This window comes from Actinomycetospora chibensis (genome assembly GCF_028737215.1).
Classification (GTDB): Bacteria; Actinomycetota; Actinomycetes; order Mycobacteriales; family Pseudonocardiaceae; genus Actinomycetospora; species Actinomycetospora chibensis.
The window spans coordinates 1-18,775 of the sequence record NZ_JAQZAM010000008.1; the positions used below are offsets into that span (position 1 = coordinate 1).

At 72.2% G+C, this 18,775-nt stretch carries 19 protein-coding genes; 7 read left to right on the forward strand and 12 right to left on the reverse strand.

Annotated elements, in window-relative coordinates; translation table 11 throughout:
- Positions 1-51: 51 nt before the first annotated feature.
- The 9 genes from PH189_RS13540 to PH189_RS13580 all read right to left on the reverse strand — a co-directional run bounded on the left by PH189_RS13540 (position 52) and on the right by PH189_RS13580 (position 9,579).
- Positions 52-996, reverse strand: a complete 945-nt coding sequence (locus tag PH189_RS13540) for an alpha/beta fold hydrolase (RefSeq protein ID WP_274189330.1) — start codon at positions 994-996, stop codon at positions 52-54.
- Positions 997-1,574: 578 nt separating this feature from the next.
- A complete protein-coding gene (locus tag PH189_RS13545) occupies positions 1,575-2,981 on the reverse strand; it encodes an NADH-quinone oxidoreductase subunit N (protein WP_274189331.1) in 1,407 nt (468 codons plus the stop codon).
- A 43-nt stretch (positions 2,982-3,024) separates the two neighbouring features.
- Positions 3,025-4,530 carry a complex I subunit 4 family protein gene (locus PH189_RS13550; protein WP_274189332.1) on the reverse strand — a complete coding sequence of 502 codons (1,506 nt, stop codon included), beginning with the start codon at positions 4,528-4,530 and terminating at the stop codon, positions 3,025-3,027.
- 2 nt (positions 4,531-4,532) lie between these two features.
- The gene (locus PH189_RS13555) at positions 4,533-6,347 is read right to left on the reverse strand and encodes an NADH-quinone oxidoreductase subunit 5 family protein (protein ID WP_274189333.1); all 1,815 of its coding nucleotides are present in this window, start codon (positions 6,345-6,347) and stop codon (positions 4,533-4,535) included.
- A 2-nt stretch (positions 6,348-6,349) separates the two neighbouring features.
- On the reverse strand, positions 6,350-6,655 hold the full coding sequence (locus PH189_RS13560) for an NADH-quinone oxidoreductase subunit NuoK (protein ID WP_274189334.1): 306 nt from the start codon (positions 6,653-6,655) through the stop codon (positions 6,350-6,352).
- Positions 6,652-7,215 (reverse strand): NADH-quinone oxidoreductase subunit J, encoded by a 564-nt coding sequence (locus tag PH189_RS13565; RefSeq protein ID WP_274189335.1) that lies wholly within the window; start codon positions 7,213-7,215, stop codon positions 6,652-6,654. Before PH189_RS13565 ends, PH189_RS13560 begins: the two co-directional genes overlap by 4 nt.
- Before the next feature lie 2 nt (positions 7,216-7,217).
- Positions 7,218-8,159, reverse strand: a complete 942-nt coding sequence (locus PH189_RS13570) for an NADH-quinone oxidoreductase subunit H (protein WP_274189336.1) — start codon at positions 8,157-8,159, stop codon at positions 7,218-7,220.
- Positions 8,156-9,238 (reverse strand): hypothetical protein, encoded by a 1,083-nt coding sequence (locus tag PH189_RS13575; protein WP_274189337.1) that lies wholly within the window; start codon positions 9,236-9,238, stop codon positions 8,156-8,158. Before PH189_RS13575 ends, PH189_RS13570 begins: the two co-directional genes overlap by 4 nt.
- A complete protein-coding gene (locus PH189_RS13580) occupies positions 9,229-9,579 on the reverse strand; it encodes an NADH-quinone oxidoreductase subunit A (RefSeq protein WP_378014975.1) in 351 nt (116 codons plus the stop codon). Before PH189_RS13580 ends, PH189_RS13575 begins: the two co-directional genes overlap by 10 nt.
- 250 nt (positions 9,580-9,829) lie before the next feature.
- Between PH189_RS13580 and PH189_RS13585 the strand changes: the two genes are divergently transcribed.
- The 4 genes from PH189_RS13585 to PH189_RS13600 all read left to right on the forward strand — a co-directional run bounded on the left by PH189_RS13585 (position 9,830) and on the right by PH189_RS13600 (position 13,897).
- Positions 9,830-10,111: a metal-sensitive transcriptional regulator gene (locus tag PH189_RS13585; RefSeq protein WP_274189338.1), complete on the forward strand. Its 282-nt coding sequence runs from the start codon at positions 9,830-9,832 to the stop codon at positions 10,109-10,111.
- A gap of 127 nt (positions 10,112-10,238) precedes the next feature.
- A complete protein-coding gene (locus PH189_RS13590; RefSeq protein ID WP_274189339.1) occupies positions 10,239-10,463 on the forward strand; it encodes a heavy-metal-associated domain-containing protein in 225 nt (74 codons plus the stop codon).
- A 230-nt stretch (positions 10,464-10,693) separates the two neighbouring features.
- Complete coding sequence (locus PH189_RS13595; RefSeq protein ID WP_274189340.1) at positions 10,694-11,518, forward strand: hypothetical protein; 825 nt, start codon at positions 10,694-10,696, stop codon at positions 11,516-11,518.
- A 159-nt stretch (positions 11,519-11,677) separates the two neighbouring features.
- Entirely contained in the window at positions 11,678-13,897 is a 2,220-nt protein-coding gene (locus tag PH189_RS13600; protein ID WP_274189578.1) for a heavy metal translocating P-type ATPase, read from the forward strand.
- 73 nt (positions 13,898-13,970) lie between these two features.
- Here the strand turns inward: PH189_RS13600 and PH189_RS13605 are convergent, their stop codons facing one another.
- The 3 genes from PH189_RS13605 to PH189_RS30485 form a co-directional block, all read right to left on the reverse strand.
- A complete protein-coding gene (locus PH189_RS13605; protein WP_274189341.1) occupies positions 13,971-14,177 on the reverse strand; it encodes a beta propeller repeat protein in 207 nt (68 codons plus the stop codon).
- 204 nt (positions 14,178-14,381) lie between these two features.
- Positions 14,382-15,029, reverse strand: coding sequence for a DUF305 domain-containing protein (locus PH189_RS13610; RefSeq protein WP_274189342.1), 648 nt, complete (start codon positions 15,027-15,029; stop codon positions 14,382-14,384).
- 119 nt (positions 15,030-15,148) lie between these two features.
- Positions 15,149-15,823 carry a DUF6153 family protein gene (locus PH189_RS30485; RefSeq protein WP_345332704.1) on the reverse strand — a complete coding sequence of 225 codons (675 nt, stop codon included), beginning with the start codon at positions 15,821-15,823 and terminating at the stop codon, positions 15,149-15,151.
- Between the two features lie 88 nt (positions 15,824-15,911).
- Here PH189_RS30485 and PH189_RS13615 point away from each other — a divergent pair, with 88 nt between their 5' ends.
- The 3 genes from PH189_RS13615 to PH189_RS13625 all read left to right on the forward strand — a co-directional run bounded on the left by PH189_RS13615 (position 15,912) and on the right by PH189_RS13625 (position 18,761).
- The gene (locus PH189_RS13615) at positions 15,912-16,415 is read left to right on the forward strand and encodes a hypothetical protein (RefSeq protein WP_274189343.1); all 504 of its coding nucleotides are present in this window, start codon (positions 15,912-15,914) and stop codon (positions 16,413-16,415) included.
- A gap of 173 nt (positions 16,416-16,588) precedes the next feature.
- Complete coding sequence (locus PH189_RS13620; protein WP_274189344.1) at positions 16,589-17,662, forward strand: NAD-dependent epimerase/dehydratase family protein; 1,074 nt, start codon at positions 16,589-16,591, stop codon at positions 17,660-17,662.
- A 316-nt stretch (positions 17,663-17,978) separates the two neighbouring features.
- Positions 17,979-18,761, forward strand: a complete 783-nt coding sequence (locus PH189_RS13625; protein WP_274189345.1) for an N-acetylmuramoyl-L-alanine amidase family protein — start codon at positions 17,979-17,981, stop codon at positions 18,759-18,761.
- Positions 18,762-18,775: the final 14 nt, after the last annotated feature.

The window sequence follows — 18,775 nt, forward strand, 5'->3', positions numbered from 1 at the left end:
CGCACACCAAGATCTTGTCAGAGCCCTACCCGACGATTCATCAGACACGCCCTAGGGCCCGGCGGCCGAGGGCTCCCTGCCGGCGCGTCCGCGGCGGCCGGCGGGGCGCGCCGCGAGCAGCGCCTCCAGCTCGGCGACGAATCGCCCGGGCTGCTCGACGTGGGGCAGGTGCCCGCAGGCGCGGAACAGTGCCAGCCGACCCCGGGGCAGGCGGTTCACCGCGACCCGGGCGTGGTGGGCGGGCAGGACGAGGTCCCACGTCCCCCACATGACCAGGGTCGGCATCGTCAGGGTGTCGAGCTCGTCGAGCAGGACGTCGCGCTGCCCGAAGGCGCTGAACAGGGCGCGGGCCAGGGCGGTGGAGGCCTCGAGCTGTCCGGGGCGCCGGCCGAGGGCGTGCGCCTCGGTGAAGAAGTCGGCGGGCACCCGCCAGGGCTGGGCGAACAGCATCGCCGCCGACATCATCGTGCGCTGCAGGTGCCCTCCGGGGAGGCGGCTGAGCATGATCGCCCATTCGCCGAGGCCCGGGAGCGTGTCCAGGGCGATGAGCGGGTTCACCGCGCGCCCGAGCCCCGCGCTGGCCACCAGCGTCAGCGTCCGCACCCGGTCGGGGTCGGCCAGGGCCAGGTGCAGGGCCACGGCGCCGCCGACGGAGTGCCCGACCAGGTCGACACCGTCGATCCCGAGGGCGTCGAGGAACTCGGCCACCGACGCGGCGAGGTCACGGTTGGGGGCGTAGCCGTCCAGCGGCGGAGCGCTCTCCCCGTGCCCGGGCAGGCTCACCGCGATCACCCGCCGGTGGCCGGCCAGGGCCGGCATCACGTGCCGCCAGCTGGCGGCGTTCTGCTCGTGACCGTGCAGCATCACCAGCACCGGGCCGCTGCCGGCCTCGAGATAGCGGGTGTCGACACCGCGGACGACGACTCGGCGCTCCCGCACGGCGAGGTCGTCGCCCGCTCCGGACGGAACGGGCAGGCGCGAGGTACCGGTGGCCACGATCGACACGGGACTCCCTGGAATCCGGACGGCAACGACACGGAGTCCTCGGGGCTGGGACGACACCGACCACACGGGTACCCGCCGCCGATCACCCGAACCGCGCGCGGGACCCCGGGACCACCAAGCCCCCGACGACCACGTGTCGGACGCGGGGCACTCCCGACACCCTCGCTGCGTTTCCGCTCGTAGCGCATCGCCTCCCGACGTTGAGCACCGCGATGACGAGGTGCTCACGCGTCTGGAAGGGCCAGGCTCGGCCGACTGGGGCCGCTTCGAAGGCGCGGTCACGCGGGGTAGGTGGCGCCGCATCGCCCGTGGTCATCGGACCGGCCGCCGCGGTCGCGGTCGCACCCCGAGCCGCCGGGACGTCAACTGCCGCCTGGCCGGAACCATCGGTGCCGCCGGTGTCCCCTCCGGCCGCCAGGGCACTGCGTCGCCGCCTTCACCGGTCGCCGGAACGGCGAGCCCGAGCATCGCTCAGCGCTCCGGGGTCCTGCACGCCACGCGGTCGAGCGTCTCGATGGCGGTGGGCTCCGCACCATGCCCCACGTGGGCCGACGTCGCCGACGACCGGGTCACGACGCGGCGAACAGAGGCAGGATCAGACCGGCGGCGACGCCGAGGACCAGCGAGAGAGTCGCGGCGGTGACTGCGCCGTGGCGCGCCGTGCGGGATTCGCTGCTCTCGTCGGCGGGCTCCGGCGACTCGTCGCGGAACAGCGGGGCGATCCAGCGCAGGTAGTAGAAGAGTGAGGCGACGGTGTTGACCGCGGCGAGTACGGCGAGCCAGGCCATGCCGCCGTCGAAGGCCGCGGTGAAGGCGGTGAGCTTGCCGACGAACACGGCCGTGGGCGGGGTCCCGACCAGCCCGAGCAGGCTCACGACGAGGGCGATCGCGAGGAGTGGTCGACGCCGGCCGAGCCCGCGGAACTCGTCGACGGTGCGAGCAGGGTGTGCGGCCACCGCGGCGAAGGCCCCGATGTTCGTGAGCGCGTACGCGGCGAGATAGAAGAGCAGGGCCGGCTGGGCCTCGGGGGTGCGGGCACCCACGGCGATGATGATCAGCACGTAGCCGACCTGCGAGACCGTGGAGTAGGCGAGCAGTCGCAGGACGGACGACTGGCTGAACGCGGCGAGGTTCCCCAGGCTCATGCTGACCGCGGCGATCACCGCAATGAGCAGCGGCCAGGGCACGATGTCCTCCGGCACGTCCAGGAGGAGCCGCCACATCGCCGCCAGTGCCCCGATCTTCGGAATCGTGGTCAGGACGGCGGCCACCGGTGGGGGCGTGCCGTCGGTGACGTCCGGAACCCAGAAGTGGGCGGGGACGGCCCCGGCCTTGAACGCCAGGCCCGCGAGCACGGCGACCAGACCGACGGCCGCGGGTCCCGCTGCTCCTGTCGCGAGCCCCTCGGGCAGGGTGTCGTAGCCGGTCGTCCCCGCCGCCCCGTAGAGCAGCGTGGTGCCGGCGAGCATGGTGACCCCGGCGAAGGCGCCCGAGAGGTAGTACTTCAGCGCGGCCTCGGTGGTCGCGCCCGACTTGGCCCAACCCGCGAGGGCGTACAGCGGGACGCTCGCGAGCAGGAAGGCGGCGAAGAGCAGCAGGAGGTCCGCGGCGCCCGCCATCAGGACCGCTCCGAGACCACCGAGCAGGACGAGCGCGGTGAACTCGCTCTCGCGCGGGTGCGCGGCCACGGCGTCGCGGGACCACCACAGGATCAGGGCGACCGAGACCAGCACGATCGCGCGGACGGCGTGGGTCGTCGTGTCGAGGACGTAGGTGTCGAAGGTCGTGCTCGGCGGCTTCGTGGCGGCGGTGATCGTCCCGATCAGGCCCACCCCGACGGCGACCAGGGCGAGGACGCGCACGCGTCCTTGCCGGCGGCGCGGTGTCCACGCACCGACGAGCACGGCGAGGACGGCTCCGGCGAGCAGCGCCAGCTCCGGGATCAGGGTGGCGGGGTCCTCGTTCATCATGACCATGGCCCCTCCCGGCGACCGACGGGTGACGCCGCCGTCGGGCCGTTCATCGCGCGACCAGCTCGTTGAGCACTCGCGACGCCGGATCGATCGTGTCGAGCAGCGTCCGCGGCACCAGCCCGATCAGCGTGGCCAGCAGAAGCAGCGGGACGATCGCCGCGAGCTCGCGGGCCCGGAGGTCGGGGAAGGGACGCGGCGTGCCGGGCGCGTCGGGGTAGCGCAGCCCGCCGAGCAGCATCCGGGAGAGAGCCACCAGGAACAGTCCGGCGGTGAGGAGGATGCCGACGACGGCGATCGCGGTCGCCACCGGCGTCGCACCCAGCGCGCCGGTGAAGATCTGGAACTCGGCGATGAACCCGGAGAAGCCGGGGAGCCCGAGCGAGGCGAAGGCAGCCACCGCGAACAGGCCGGCGAACCGCGGCGTGCGCGCCGCCAGGCCGCCGTAGGCACCCATGTCGTAGGTGCGGCCACGTTCGTGCAGCGCGCCCGCGAGCAGGAACAGCGCCCCGGTGATCAGCCCGTGCGACACCATCTGGGTCACCGCGCCCGTGGTGGCGAGCTGCCGAGCCTGCGCATCGGTTTCGGCGACCAGGCCCGCGGCGCCGACGCCGAGCAGCACGTAGCCCATGTGGTTCACCGAGGTGTAGGCGATCATGCGCTTCAGGTCGGTCTGGGCGAGCGCGACCAGCGCGCCATAGATGACCGAGACCACGCCGAGCACCACCACGACGCCGGCGAACTGCCGCCACGAGGCTGGCAACAGTGGCATCGCGATGCGGACGAAACCGTAGGTCCCCATCTTCAGCAGCACGCCGGCCAGCACCGCGGAGCCCGCGGCCGGGGCCTCGGTGTGTGCCGGCGGCAGCCAGGTGTGGAACGGGACGAGCGGGGTCTTCACCGCGAGCCCCATACCGATCGCCAGGAGCGCGGCCCCGGCGACGGGACCTCCGGCGGTCAGCGGGTTCTGCGCGGCGAGCGCGGGGATGTCGAAGGTGTGGGGCGTCGCCGCGAGATAGATCAGGATGAACCCGAGCAGCAGCGCGAGCGAGCCCAGGAACGTGTAGAGGAAGAACGTCAGCGCCGCCGAGCGCGCCCGGGAGCCCTGGCCCCATCCGGCGATGACGAAGTACATGAACACGATCGACAGGTCGAAGAACAGGAAGAACAGGATGAGATCGAGGGCGACGAAGACACCCACGCTCACGGTCTGCAGCGCCAGGAACAGCAGCACGTAGGACTTCGGCCGTTGGTGCTCGCGAAGCGAGTAGATCGCGGCCGCCGTGAACACGACGACGGTCATCGCCACGAGTGGGAGCGAGAGCCCGTCGACCCCGAGGTGGTACGAGATGCCCGCGCTGGGGATCCAGGCGACCTGCTCGACGAACCCGTAGCCGCTGGGGGGGAGCTGCAGCCACATCACGGCGACGAGCACGAGCTGCACCAGGCCGGTGACCACCCACGGCACGGTGTAGCGGCGCGGTGTGCTCGTGTCGGGGAGCGCGGCGAGAGCGAGCGCCACGACGGCGGGCAGGAACACGACGATGGAGAGCACGGTCAGCTCACCCCGATCAGGAGCACGGCGAGGGCGGCCAGCACGCCGAAACCGACGGCGGCCTGGGCGTAGTACTGGTGCAACTGGCCCGTCTGGGGCCGGCGAGCGGTGCGGCCGAGAGCTCGGGCACCCGCCGCCACGCCGTCGACGCCCCGGTCCAGCCCCCGCTCGACGTGCCGGTCGATCAGGGCCGCGACACGGACCGCGTCGCGTCCCGTCCCGAGCACGACGCGGTGGTGGAGCGCGTCGTCGCCGCGGGCGAGCGCGGCAGCCAGTTGCCGCGTCGGCCGGACGAGGAGCACGACGGCCAGCCGCTCGAGCCGCAGCCACGAGAGGAGCAGAGCGGGTTCCGGGAGCCGCCCTGCGACCCGCCACGTCACCCCGATGCCGACGACGGCGACCGCACCGGAGACGAGCAGCTCGAGGCCGCTCGGCGCCGGGTCCGGCCGGAAGACGGCAGGGCCCAGGGCGAGCAGCCCCGCGGCCGCCGCGGCCACCGCGAGCGCCACAGCCACGACGGCCTGGACCCGCTCGCCGGCGGGTGCGACGGCCATGTCCTCGACGGGGTTGGGCGAAGGGTGCCAGACGAACCACAGAGCTTTGGCCGCGTAGCCGGCCGAGACCAGGCCTGCGGCCAGACCGACGGCGTAGAGCGAGGGGCCAGTCGCCATCGCGCCCGCCAGGACGGCGTCCTTGCTCACCCACAGCCCGGTCGGTGGCACTCCGGCGAGGGTCACCGAGCCGACGGTGAAGGCCGCGCCGAGGACGGGGTGGCGGCGCGCGGCCCCTCGGAGGTCGTCGAGTCGGCGGCTGCCGACGCGCACGAGCCACGCGCCGGCCACCAGGAAGAGCAGGCTCTTGGTCGCCGCGTGTGCGACGGTCTGGAGCACGCCGGCGGGCACGGCTCCGACGCCGGCGGCGAGCACCATGAACCCGATCTGGGCCGAGGTCGAGGCGGCGAGCAGCTGCTTGAGGTCGTCCTGCGCGAGGGCGACGAGACCGAGCAGCAGCGCCGTGCTCACGCCGACCCACGCCACCAGCGGCGCGGCCCACCCAGTGGCCTGCAGGCCGGCCGTGGTCCGGAGGAGCAGGTAGGCGCCGGCGGCGACCATCGTCGCCGAGTGCAGCAGCGCCGACACCGGGCTCGGGCCGTGCATGGCCCCCGAGAGCCAGAAGCTGAACGGCAGCTGCGCGGACTTGCCGAGCGCGGCGACCACGATGCCGGCGACCGCGAGGTCCCGCCATCCGCCGGCCACGAGGGGCAGCGCGTCGATCGCGAGGGTCGGCACACCGCCGGCGAGGAGCGCACCTGCGGCGAGGTACAGCCCGAGGTCGGCGGTGCGCGTGGTCAGGAACGCGGTCCTCGCACCACGGGCCGCTTCAGGGTCGCTGGTGTGGTGGGCGATGAGGGCCCAGCTGACGGCGCCCATGACCTCCCACGCGGCGAGCAACGGCGGGAGAGTGGTCGCGGTGACGGTGGCGAGCATCGCCCCGGCGAAGACGAGCATGAGGCCGACGAACCGGCCCGATCCCAGCGCTGGCTCGCCCGCGGCGAAGGCCAGCACCGCGAGCAGGGCGACCGCGACCAGCACGACCATGACCGCCGACAGCTCGTCCACGGCGAAGCCGGCCGCGACGCCGTCGAACAGCGGCAGGCCGATGTGTGGACGCTGCAACGCCGCGACCACGGCCAGGCCCACGGTCGCGGCGGCGACCGCGAGCCCCACCGGGACCGCAGCGCGAGGTGGGCGCACCACCACCAGCGTGACGCCGCCGATGAGGGGAACGAGAAGCAGGGCCACGAGGAGGACGTCCATGGTCAGCCCCGCAGCTCAGCGGCGTCGTCGGTCATGTCGATGCGCTTCGCGCGGTAGATCGCGGTCGTGACCGCGAACCCGGCCGCCATCTCGATGGCCATCGCCGTCACAACGATGACGATCAGCACCTGACCTTCGGTGCCCGCGGGCGCCAGGAAGTACCAGAACGCCGCCGCGCCCAGGATGACCCCGTTGAGCAGGAGCTCGAGGCCCATCATGAGCATGACGATCGACTGCTGGGTCAGCGCTCCGAAGAGCCCGACGGAGACCAGCGCCGCGGCGACGACGAGGTAGGCCTGCAGGTTCATCGCCCGACACCGCCCCGGTCCCGGTCGTCGGACTCCGCCGCGCCGAGGTCATCGCCCAGCCGGTCGTACCGACCTCGGCCAGTCGCCAGCACGACACTGCCCACGATCGTGGCGAACAGCGTCACGCCGAGCGTCATCATCGTCAGCATCTGGCCGCTCATGAGGCTCTCGCCGAGGGCCATCGTGAGGTCTGGAGCCGGCACGCCACCACGAACTGGCCAGTCCACCACCAACGCACCCGCCGCGAGTGCGACGAACACGGTTGCTGCGATGGCCACGGCACCGCGTGTGTTGTGGAACATCGTCATGGTCATGAGCCCGGCCGGGTTCATCATGTACATGATCATGAAAACAGCCATGACGACCATCTCGATGACCATCATCAGCACGATGACCACGCCGAGGTACTGAAGTCCGGTCATGAGCACGAGGCCGGCGACCGCGAGGAACGAGAGCAGCAGCAGGAACGTCGCGCGCGCCATCGAGTCGACGCGGAAGACCAGCGCGCCCGCCACGATCGCCGTGGCCGCGAGGACCACGAACAGGGCAAGAGTGATCATCGTCAGACTCCTCCTTCGCCGAGCACGACGAGGGTCACGACGAGCGCCTGGGCGATGGTGGCCGGCGTGAGGACCACCAGGGAGAACTCCGTCCAGCGCTCCATGCGGATGGTCGGAATCCGGTGGCGCAGCCCGACCAGCGCCGCCAGCACAGCCAGGGTCTTCACCAGCACCCAGGCCCACGCCGGCAGCCACGGGCCGTGCCCCCCGCCGAGGAACAGCGGCACCGCCATGGCCGCTGCCGCGACCAGCAGGAGCCACCGCCCGGTCAGGACGACGAGCCGGTCGACGCCTCCGAGCTCCGCCGCCGCCCCGCCGGCGAGGTCGCGCCCGACGGGCGCGCCGAACGGGCCCCAGAACGCCATGGCCGCCACGCTGAGCAGGAAGGCCACGAACGCCACCGGCATGATCACGACGAACCACAGTCCCTGCTGAGCGGCGACCACGTCGCTGACACGCAGGCTCTGCGCCCCGATCGCGGCCGTGATGAGGGCGAACATGTGCGGGAGCTCCCAGCCCAGGCCCTGAGCCACGAAGCGGTAGCCACCGATCAGCGACATCGTGCTGTTGGCGCCCCAGCCGACCAGCCACACCGCGGCCCACGCGAACACCTCCATCGCGTTGAACCACACGATCCCCACCCCGAGATCAGCCACGGGGCGTAGCCCGAGCGGGAGAACCGCGGCGGCCAACAGTGCCGCGATCGGGAGGACCGCGCCCCCGACCCCGCGCAGCAGCTCGTCACCGGCCACGGCGCGTCGGCGCTGCCCCACGAGCAGTCGCAGGGCCTCGCGCCCGGGGAGGGCGGCGGCGGTGGTCCAGGGTACGGGGCGACCCGCCGCCCGCCCGGCGACAACGACGTCCGCGGCGACCGCTGCCCACGCGACGGCGAGCAGGAGGACCGGCAGGAGGACCGCCCAGCCGAGTGGCAGTGCGACGTTCACGACGCACCGCCCTGATCCGTCGGCCGCGCCAGAGCGGGTTGGGGGAGCGGGTCCGCGACGGCGACGATCAATCTCGCCGCGGCGAACTCGACGCCCACCAGTCGGGCGTCGAGCGAGGGGAGGTCGGTCGCGACCGGCGCCTCGGCGCCGGCCCCTGCGACGGCCGCCCTGGCCGAGAGCAGCTTGTCGTCGAGGGCCTCGAGGACCTCGCTGCGTCCGGCGCCGGCGGACCGGAGCACCCATCGCAGGAGCCGCGACCGCCGGACCCGGCGGCGCAGGTCGTCGAGCTCCTCGAGGATGCGCACGGTCTCGCCCCCGCCGAAGAGCAATACGTCCCGTAGCCCGCGGGCCCGTGCGGCCGGGCCTTCCCAGCCGCTGAGGGCGAGGACGCGCGCCGCGGAGTCGAGCGCTCGGGCCGCGTCGGGCTGGCGCTCGACGGCAGCGACGTCGTCGAGGAACCGCGAGCGTGCCTCCTGGATGACGTCGCCCTGCAGGACGATGTCGACGACCAGCCCGCTCGGCCACTCGGGCAGCACGGGACCGAGCGGGACGTGCAGCTGATCGAGGGCGAGCCCGTCACGGTCCTCACCGAGGTCGGCCATCGCCAGCCCGCCGGGCAGCTCCATGCCGCCGTCGTGATGGTGATGGCCGTGCTCGCCGGGCTCGTCGTGGCCGCTCTGCTCGCTAATGTCATGGCCCTGCTCCGGGGGGAAAACGCCGGTGTGTATCGCCGGCAGCCCGGAGCGGGGTGCGTGGGCCCGTTGCGCGGCGAGGTCCGCCAGCTCCTGGACGGAGTCGTCGAGCGCCGAGGAGACCTCGTCCTCGTCTGTGATCCATATCTGACTGCGAGGGGCGGGCACTCCGGTCCAGACGCCGTCGATGACGGCTCGGAGCTCCGGGCCGGGCCGTCCGATGACCACCACGACATCCGCGTCGGCCGGCGCGGACGCCACGGGCCACCCGCGCCGAGCCACTTCCTGCTCGACCCGCGCGCGGAGCCGGTCGGTACCGAGTCCGCCGATGATCAGGACGTGGGGCCGCGCGGCGGCTGCACGCAGGAGGGCTCGCCTCAGGTCCATCGGAGCGCCCCTTCGCGCCAGGCGTAGAGCACGCCGGCCATGAGGAGCGCGAGGAAGCCGAACATCTCGACCACCGCCGCCGGGCCCTTCTGCGCGACGACCAGGGTCCAGGGGTACATGAAGATCATCTCCATGTCGAAGGCCAGGAAGACCATGGTCACGACGTACCAACGGACGTGGAACCGGGAGACGGGGTGCTCGACCGGCGGCAGGCCGCCGGCGTGCGGCAGAACGTCGGTCAGCGGCGCCGCGACGCTGACGGCACGCGCCAGAATTCGCACTCCGGTGACCAGTAGGACCCCGAAGGCCAGCATCACCAGGGCCGGCGTCAGTGTGTCCACCGTGGCTCCCTCTCGCTGCACTAATACCCCAGGGGGGTACGGGCATGTGAAGCGACGATAGGGGGTAGGGGTATAAGACACAAGGGCGTCGAGGGCCGCCTTCTCTCGGGGAGTCGTCCGTGCGGCGGCAGTTGAGCCCGTCTGCCAGGAAGTTCCGGGTCGGCCGCACGGGTCCGCGCATCGCGACACCCGATCGCGCTTGACAAGCTACCCCCGGGGGGTATCGTCGACCGCGACGAGAGGACCGGTGATGAACGGTTACGCCGCGGAGAAGGACGCGTATCTGAAGCGGTTGCGCCGCATCGAAGGACAGGTGCGCGGCATCGCCAAGATGGTCGACGAGGACAAGTACTGCATCGACATCCTGACCCAGGTCTCAGCCGCGACCAGCGCCCTCGAGAACGTCGCGCTCGGCCTGCTCGACGACCACCTCAGCCACTGCGTGGCCGAGGCAGCCGCGCAGGGTGGCGACGTGGCGAACGAGAAGATCTCCGAGGCCAGCGCAGCGATCGCGCGACTGGTCAAGTCCTGATCGCTCTCGGGGAGACGGCGTAGTCCGTCTTCCACGCCAGCCCTGCGCTCGCCCGCCTCGGGCGGACGCGCACGCCCATCCCCCCTCTGACCGTCCTCGGGCGGTCGACGAGAACGGAGACGACCCCGTGAGCGAGACCAGCACCTACTCCGTGACCGGAATGACCTGCGACCACTGCGTGGCCTCGGTCCGGGAGGAGGTCGGGGGAGTTCCGGGCGTGTCGGACGTCGATGTCGATCTCCCCACCGGTCGCGTGGTCGTGACCGCGGCGATCTCGGTCGACGACGACGCTGTCCGCGCCGCGGTGGAGGAGGCCGGCTACCAGCTCGAAGGTTCGGGGAGGACGTCGTGAGCACGACGAGCCCGGAGAGGTCGGAGCAATCGACGACCCGTTCCGTCGATCCTCCCGATGCGCCGGCGATGGGGCCTCCCTCGTGGTGGTCGCGGCTCGATCGCCCCGCTGTCCGTCTTCTCGGGTTCGCCCTCGCGCTCGTGCTCGCCCTCGCCGTGGGTGGAGGAGTCGCCGCGGTCGCAGCACCCACCCCGGCTCCCGCGCCAGCCCTGCCACCCACTCCCGCACCCGTGCAGGGGGAAGCCGGGCCGGGCGCCCCCACCACCGCGGGAACCGACGTCAGCGGCCTCGCCGTCGCCAAGGACGGCTACACCCTCGACGTCCTCGCCGCGCCCGAGCAGGCCGACAGCCCCGGCGAGCTCACGTTCCGGGTCCTGGGTCCGACCGGTGCACCCGTGACGGCCTTCACCCCCACCCACGACAAGCCACTGCACCTGATCGTGGTGGGACGCGATCAGAGCGGTTTCCAGCACCTCCACCCGGTCATGGACGCGAACGGCACCTGGCGCACCACGACGACCTTCGCCGCCAGGGACCACCGGGTGTTCGCGGACTTCGCGCCGGACGGGCGCAGCGAGGCGCTGACCCTCGGCCGCGACATCGCGGTCGCCGGTACCTACCGCCCGGTGCCCCTGCCGCCCCCGTCCACCACCGCCACCACCCCGGACGGCTATACGGTGACCCTGACGGGCGCCCTCGTCCCCGGGACCCAGAGCCCGCTGACGCTGTCGGTCTCGCGTGACGGAGCACCCGTGACGGATCTGCAGCCCTACCTTGCCGCCTACGGCCACCTCGTCGCCCTTCGGACCGGTGACCTCGCCTACCTGCACGTGCACCCCACCGGGAGCCCCGGCGACAGCCGCACTCCGGCGGGGCCGGCCATCCAGTTCCTCGCCGAGGTGCCCTCGGCCGGTCCGTACCGGCTCTACCTCGACTTCGCCCACCAGGGTGTCGTCCGCAGCGCGGAGTTCACGGTCGTTGCGGCGACCGGCCCCGGGACGCCGGTCAGCGCCCCGGGCGGCCACGGCGACTCGGGTGCACCCCATGGCCATTGATCGCCCACCGTCGACCGTCGAGGGCGGGCTCTCCGAGGCTGCCGAGGAAGGACACGCGGGATGAGCACCGTCACCGAGAACACCGGCGCGGACGCCGCCGGCGCCTCGCCCGACCAGCGAGACACCCCGATCCAGCAGGTCGAGCTCGTCCTCGGCGGCATGACGTGCGCCTCGTGCGCGAACCGCATCGAGCGCAAGCTCAACAAGCTCGACGGAGTCCAGGCGTCGGTCAATTTCGCCACCGAGAAGGCACGCGTCTCCGTGACGTCCGACATCACCACCTACGACCTCATCGGCGCGGTGGAGGCGGCCGGATACACGGCATCCGTTCCGGCGCCGCCGTCGGGGGGTGAGGACAACGACACCGAGGCCGACGGGGACCGCGGAGGTGAGGCGGACAGCCTGCGGACCCGGCTGGTCGTCTCCCTCGTCCTCTCGATCCCCGTGGTCGTCCTCGCGATGGTGTCGGCGGTGCAGTTCACCTACTGGCAGTGGGCGTCTCTCGCGCTCGCCGCCCCAGTGGTCGTGTGGGGCGCTCTGCCGTTCCACCGCGCCGCCTGGGCGAACCTGCGCCACGGCACCGCGACCATGGACACCCTCATCTCGCTCGGCACCCTCGCTGCCTTCGGCTGGTCGCTGTATGCGCTCTTCCTCGGCACCGCCGGAGTGCCCGGGATGGTGCACCCGTTCGAGCTGTCCATCGAGCCGACCGACGGCGCCGGCAACATCTACCTCGAGGTCGCGGCCGGGGTCACCACGTTCATCCTCGCCGGCCGCTGGTTCGAGGCGAGGGCCAAGCGCCGCGCGGGGGCCGCGCTACGCGCACTGCTCGAGCTCGGCGCCAAGGACGTCGCCGTGCTTCGCGACGGCGTCGAGCACCGGATTCCCGTCGAGCGGCTGGCCGTCGGCGACCGCTTCGTCGTCCGGCCCGGGGAGAAGATCGCCACCGACGGCGAGGTCGAGGACGGCAGCTCTGCAATCGACGCCTCCATGGTCACCGGCGAGTCGGTGCCGGTCGACGTCGGCATCGGCGACACCGTCATCGGCGCCACCGTGAACGCCGGCGGCCGCCTCGTCGTCCGAGCTACGCGGGTCGGCGCGGACACCCAGCTGGCGCAGATGGCGCGCCTGGTCGAGGACGCCCAGACGGGCAAGGCCGCCGTCCAGCGCCTCGCCGACCGCGTCTCGGGCGTCTTCGTCCCGATCGTCATCCTGCTCGCGGCCGCCACCCTCGGCTTCTGGCTGGCCGCCGGGATCGGGGCCGCGGGCGCCTTCACCGCGGCCGTCGCGGTCCTGATCATCGCCTGTCCTTGCGCCCTGGGCCTGGCCACACCGATGGCGCTGATGGTCGGCACCGGTCGAGGTGCTGCCTTGGGCATCCTCATCAAGGGCCCCGAGGTGCTCGAGTCGACCCGCCGCGTCGACACCGTGGTCCTCGACAAGACCGGCACGATCACCGAAGGCCGCATGTCCCTGGTCGACGTCCACCCCGTCACCGGAGAGGACGCCGCCGAGGTCCTCCGCCTCGCCGGAGCCCTCGAGGACGCCTCGGAACACCCGGTCGCCCGAGCCATCACCGCCGCGGCCCGCGGCCGCTCGGACCGGCCCCTCTCCGCCGTCGAGGAGTTCGCCAACGACGAGGGCCTCGGGGTGCACGGCACCGTCGGCGGCCACGCGGTCCTCGTCGGGCGGCCACGGCTGCTCGAGGACTGGTCGGTGGACGTGCCGGCCGACCTCGCCGCGGTGAAGTCGGACGCCGAGGCCCGCGGACACACGGTCGTGGCTGTGGCGTGGGACGGCGAGGCGCGCGGGCTGCTGTCGGTCGCCGACACGGTGAAGGAGGGCAGTGCCGACGCTGTGCGCGGGTTGCGTGCTCTTGGTCTGACCCCGGTCCTGCTGACCGGCGACGCGGAGCCGGCCGCCCGTGCCGTCGCGTCGGAGGTCGGTATCGACCCGGGGCGGGTCATCGCCGAGGTCATGCCCGCCGACAAGGACGAGGTGATCGCCCGCCTCCAGGAGGAGGGAAGGGTTGTGGCCATGATCGGCGACGGTGTCAACGACGCCGCAGCGCTCGCGCGGGCCGACCTGGGGCTGGCCATGGGCACCGGCACCGATGTCGCGATCGAGGCCAGCGACCTCACCCTGGTGCGCGGAGACCTGCGGGTCGGGGTCGACGCCATCCGGCTCTCCCGCCGCACGCTGGCGACCATCAAGGGCAACCTGTTCTGGGCGTTCGCCTACAACACCGCGGCGCTGCCGCTGGCCGCGGCCGGGCTGCTCAACCCCATGCTCGCCGGTGCGGCGATGGCCTTCTCCTCGGTCTTCGTCGTGGCCAACAGCCTCCGTCTACGGCGTTTCCGCGCTCGCGGCATCGCGTGACACACCCGGGACGCGCTCCCGGAGACGTTCCGTGCGGGCGTCCTCGCGTGTGTTCGCCGACGTCGGCGGCGGGTCAGGTGGCCAACGCCGCGATGGTGGAGAACGCCCTCCCGCCGTCACGGCTCTCGTGGATGCCTCCGGCGGTCGCGGCCAGCACACGCCCCTGCCCGACGGCGGTCAGCGACTGCGCCCGACCTCCCGGGACGGTGGCGCGCGGGAGCCAGGTGGCTCCCCCGTCGGGGCTCGCGAGTAGGCGGGCATCGGGAGTCAGCCCGAACAACTCGCCGTCCGCCGGCCGACACGATCGCTCGACGGTAGCGCCGAGGAGTCCTGGTCACATTCGCCTCCTCTCAAGGCAACGGAGGCCGCCGCGTGTCGCTCTGCGCGAGCACGCGGTGGACGACGGATCCGGGTTCGGGGACGGGCGCCCACGTGCCGGGCCGTGGGGGGAGACGGACGGCCGCGGCCGCCCGTCCCCGACCGGTCAGACCCTGCTGAGCAGGGCCTGCATCTCGGAGATCTCCTGCTGTTGATCGGCGACGATGGCGCCGGCGAGCTGCTTGGCCTGCGGGTTCAATCCCTGGGCCTGCTCGGTCTGGGCCATCTGGACAGCACCGTTGTGGTGCTCGACCATCATCTGCAGGAACATCCGGTCGAACGCCGGGCCGGACTGCGCGGCCAGCTGCTGCATCTGGGCCTCACTCATCATCCCCGGCATGGGCATGCCTCCCATCGGCATCCCGGGCATCCCCGGCATACCAGGCATCGCCGTGCTGCCCGGCTGCGGCAGCGGTGCCCCCCACGCGGCGAGCATCTGGTTCATCTGCTCGATCTCGGGGCCCTGGGCCTGTTCGATTCGGGCGGCCAGGTCCTTGATCTCTTGAGAGGCTGCGCGCTCCGAAGCCTGCGCGGACATGGCGATGGCCTGCGTGTGGTGGGGGATCATGCCCTGGGCGAACATCATGTCCGCCTCGTTGTGCTCGGGCGAGATCGGCGCAACGGCCGACTGGGACGAGACTGACGGCGAGGCGGCGGGACCGTCCGCCGGGGCTGTCGACGAGCCGGAACAACCCGCAGTCAGGGCCGTGGCGGTGGCGGCGGCGATGACGCCGCCGATGAGACGTGCATGCACGACGATTCTCCTTCGGCTGAGCACCGGCCGATGCGCACTGGTCGGTGCCTGAAGACAGGGCTCGGCGCCGCTGCACGGGTCCGTGATCTCGTGGACACGCGTGCAGGCGGTGGGCCGGCCTACAGCCGAAGGAGTTGGAGCTCCGCGAGCCTCGACGAGGTTGGTGGAGCGCGCGGCTCCGCGGATGCCATGTGACCGGTCTGCGCGGTACTGCGACGCGGTAGTCGCCACCACGACGCGACGAGGACGAGCACGAGGAGCAGGATCGCGGCGCCGAGCAGTGCCACGAGGCACATGTGGAGCAGCGACCCTGAGTGGTCGTGGCCGCTTCCGCCGGGGTGGTGGTGCAGGACGGCGGCGCTGCTCCTGACGAGCATGCCCGCCGGGGTGTCGGGGCCCCTCGCCTGCTCGCTGTCGAAGGCAGCCGCCGGGACCGGGGCAAGGTCGTGATCATGGTGTGCGGTCGGCGGCGCCGCGGTGGGTCCGGCCATCGAATGAGCGGCGGGCCCAGCCTGCGGTGGGCTCGGGCTCGCGTGCTGATGGGCCCCCACGACGTGGTGCATGAGGACCAGCCCGAGTGCGATCACCAGGAGAGCGAGCCGGCCGGACCAACTGGTCGACACTCGCCCCGACGCCGCGTTCGAGCGGAGCCGCGAGCTGCCGTGCCAGCGGATCACGCCGTCGACGATACCGAAGACGACCGGCGCGCCAAGGGCACTCCTGCGCCGGTCGGCGTCACGGGTGGAGGACACCCGTGACCATGGGCCGCGAGTAGCTCGTCTGGCCATCACCATCGAGTGCTAGCGTCGCGCCGTGTCCGGTTCGGTTGCGACTCAGCGTGACCACTCGCGCGTACGCGCCGCTCTGCTGGCCGCGTCGTCCGTGCTCGTGCTCGTCGTTGCTGTCGGCTTCGACCTGCTCGCCGATGAACCCCCGACCCATGCCCTTGCGGTCGGCTTGGTCGCGTTGGTCGTCGGCATCGGACGGCTCTGGTTGCCGGGCCGATTCCGGGGCGCATTCGCGGCGGCCAACCTCGCGGTCGTTGGACAACCTGCGGTGCACGCCCTGGGCAAGGTGACCCAGGCCGGCACCGAGTGGCTGCCGCACTCGCACGGATGGCCCCAGAGCTTCTCCACCGTCGCGCTCCACGTCGTCGTCGCGCTCCTCGTCGTTGCCGTCGCCGCGAGCGAACCCGCATGCTGCTACGTCGTCTCCACCGTCGTGCTCGTGCTCGCCCGGGTCCGGCACCTCCCTGCCACGCCGATCTCGACGTGCGTCATCACGACCGAGCGCGGTGCCGGACCCCGAGCACGCGAGCACCATCTGCTCTTCTCCCGACAGGTTCACCGACGCGGGCCTCCGATGCTTTCCGTGCTCGCTTCCTGATCGACGGCTGACTCCACCACCTCCGAGGTTCCCGCTTCGTGAGGACTGCGTGTGCGCCCCGAGGACGTCCCGCGCGCCGCGCAACTCCGTATTGATCATCGACGCGAGCTTCACAGGAAACCGTCGGCGCCGGGTGCACACACGCACCCGCCACCCCTGTGAGGACCTCACTCATGACCGGCGCTCTCGCTGCGGACCTTCCCCGTCCCCGGCCCGCCACGACCTTGTCCGACATCCCGAGCCTGGCCTCTCGTCGAGTCCTGGTGACCGGAGCCCGTGGCTTCATCGGCGGGCATCTCCTCGCGCGGCTCCTGGACGTCGGCGCAGACGTGCACGCTGTCGTCCGCGCGGGTCGCGCTCCGACCGGTACCCCGCGCCCCGGCCTTCCCGGGCATCGCCGTGTGACGTGGCACGAGGGAGACCTCGCCGACGCCGAAGCCGCTGACCGCATCGTTCGGAAGAGCAACCCGGAGGTCGTTCTCCACCTGGCCAGCACCGTCGCCGGCCACCGCAGTGCCGAGGTCCTGGGCACCATGCTCGAGAACAACACGCGGGCCGCGGTGAACGTGATGACCGCGGCGCACCGCTCGGGCACCAGGAGGGTCGTCCTCGCCGGCTCGGTGGAGGAACCGCACGCGGGTGAAGCGCCGTGCTCGCCCTACGCCGCGGCGAAGGTCGCGGCGACCGCCTGCGCTCAGCTGTTCCATCAGCAGTGGGACCTTCCGGTGACCGTCCTGCGCCCCGCCATGGTCTACGGGCCGAGCCAGCCCGACGAGACGAAGCTGCTCCCCTACGTCATCGGAAGCCTGCTCGAGGGTCGTGCACCGCGCTTGAGCAGCGGTACGCGACCCATCGACTGGGTCTACGTCGACGACGTTTGTGACGCGTTCCTGCTCGCCGCCGTCCACCCCTCGGCGCCGGGGCTCGTGGCCGACATCGGATCGGGCACCTCGACCACCATTGCGGACACGGTGCGGATGGTCGCCACGCTCATCGGTTACGAGGGCGCCTTCGGGTTCGGCGAGCTCGCGGACCGGGCGAACGACGTCGCCCACCTCGCCGACCCGTTACCGGCTCTCGACGGACTGGGCTGGCGCTCCACCACGTCTCTCACGCACGGCTTGACCCAGACGGTGCACTGGCATCTCACGCGCCACGACGCTCATCATGAACGGGCCGGTGTGCCTGGGAAGTCTCAGGCCGAGGTCCGAAGCCTGTTCCGCCTCCATGTGCAGGGCCGCACGTGACCGCCTCTGATCGGAACAGACCGGCCTCGGTGAGGCCGACGTGACGTCTCGTCGTGACGACCGCACCCCGACGGAGCCGATCTGCCGCCCGAGAACGACGCATGGAGCGCGGAGTGCCGCCGGGACACCTGGTCTCCGCGAGGACAAGAGTCGGGCTCGGCGACGTGGTCGGTCTGGCCATCGGATGGCCCGTCGGCAGCACGGTGCACGGCGCGGGCTCCTTGCGGCGCTCGTGGGGGCCACCCTCGCTGCATGGTCGGTCCTGAGTGCGCAGTTCGTGAGCGAGACTCCTCGGCCGGAGGAACGACCGGTAGCGATGCCGGTGACGCCGTCGTCGATCGTCCTCGATGCTCGGTCCTTCGCTCCGGGAGGATGCATCGCCTTTCCGTCCGGCCCTGCATCGCGGGGCACGGTCCTGGTGGACGCAGGGCATGGTGGGCCTGACCCCGGTTCCGTCGGTACCACGCTCGACGGCCGAACCGTCGCCGAGAAAGATCTGACCCTGCCGGTGGCCCTCGCCGTGGCCTCCCGCCTACGAACAGCCGGATTCTCCGCGGTGCTGTCGCGTTCGACGGACGAGCTCGGCAGCACGATCGAATCCGACGACGTGCAGAACGGATCACTGACGACTGCCGCGAGCCAGGAGGACCTCGTCGCCCGCGTGCGGTGTGCCAACGTCGCGCGCGCCGACGCGCTCGTCTCGGTGCACTTCAACTCCTTCGACGATCCCGCGGTGACGGGCTCGGAGACCCTGTACGACGTCGACCGCCCGCTCGCGCCCCGCAGCCGCGCGCTCGCTCAGTCCCTGCAGACCAACATTCGCGCCGGCTTGGCGGCACTCGGCGAGCCCTCGCCCGACCGCGGCGTCATCGACGACTCGTCGGGTAGCGAGGCCGGGGGCGGCGATCTCGTCCTCCTCGGGCCTGGCGTCCCCGGCTCGAACGACGAGCCGAGCGCGATGCCGGGGGCGCTCGTCGAGCCCCTGTTCCTGACCAACCCGGCCGATCTGACGGCGGTGGCGACTCCGCGGGGCGTCGACATCCTCGCGGGTGCCATCAGCTCCGGGGTCGAGGACTACCTCGACGAGGAACGTCGATGACGCGCGACGAGGTT